The sequence below is a fragment of the Stutzerimonas nitrititolerans genome (assembly GCF_003696285.1).
Classification (GTDB): Bacteria; Pseudomonadota; Gammaproteobacteria; order Pseudomonadales; family Pseudomonadaceae; genus Stutzerimonas; species Stutzerimonas nitrititolerans.
In genome coordinates this window covers 1-1,157 of sequence record NZ_RFFL01000051.1, presented here as the reverse complement: position 1 = coordinate 1,157, position 1,157 = coordinate 1, and the positions used below count along the sequence as shown (strand labels likewise).

Here is a 1,157-nt window from a genome sequence, read left to right as displayed (position 1 = left end):
GAAAAATTCGAACGTAACAAACCGCACGTCAACGTCGGCACCATTGGTCACGTCGACCACGGTAAGACTACGCTGACTGCAGCCCTGACCCGCGTTTGCGCCGAAGTCTTCGGCTCGGGCGGCGTCTCCAAGGGTTACGACCAGATCGATAACGCGCCGGAAGAAAAGGCTCGTGGTATCACCATCAACACCTCCCACGTTGAATATGATTCCCCGATCCGTCACTACGCGCACGTCGACTGCCCGGGTCACGCCGACTACGTGAAGAACATGATCACCGGTGCTGCCCAGATGGACGGCGCGATCCTGGTCTGCTCGGCTGCCGACGGCCCCATGCCGCAGACTCGCGAGCACATCCTGCTGTCCCGTCAGGTTGGCGTTCCCTACATTGTCGTGTTCCTGAACAAGGCCGACATGGTCGATGACGCCGAGCTGCTGGAACTGGTCGAGATGGAAGTTCGCGACCTGCTGTCGACCTACGACTTCCCGGGTGACGACACCCCGATCATCATCGGCTCCGCGCTGATGGCGCTGAACGGCGAAGACGAGAACGGCCTGGGCACCTCCGCCGTGAAGAAGCTGGTCGAGACCCTCGACAGCTACATTCCGGAGCCGGAGCGCGCTATCGACAAGCCGTTCCTGATGCCGATCGAAGACGTGTTCTCGATCTCCGGTCGTGGCACCGTGGTCACCGGTCGTGTCGAGCGCGGTATCGTTCGCGTTCAGGAAGAAATCGAGATCGTCGGTATCCGTGACACCACCAAGACCACCTGCACCGGCGTCGAGATGTTCCGCAAGCTGCTCGACGAAGGTCGTGCCGGTGAGAACGTTGGCGTGCTGCTGCGCGGCACCAAGCGTGATGACGTCGAGCGTGGCCAGGTTCTGGCCAAGCCGGGCACCATCAAGCCGCACACCAAGTTCGAAGGCGAAGTCTACGTCCTGAGCAAGGAAGAAGGCGGTCGTCACACTCCGTTCTTCAAGGGCTACCGTCCGCAGTTCTACTTCCGTACCACTGACGTGACCGGTAACTGCGAACTGCCGGAAGGTGTGGAAATGGTCATGCCGGGCGACAACATCAAGATGGTTGTCACTCTGATCGCTCCGATCGCCATGGAAGACGGCCTGCGCTTCGCGATTCGCGAAGGTGGTCGTACCGT

1 protein-coding gene is annotated in these 1,157 nt (G+C 60.6%); it reads left to right on the top strand.

Annotated elements, in window-relative coordinates:
- Window positions 1-1,157, top strand: a 1,157-nt coding sequence (gene tuf, locus EA795_RS20600) for an elongation factor Tu (RefSeq protein ID WP_122079225.1), incomplete at both ends; no start/stop codon positions are given.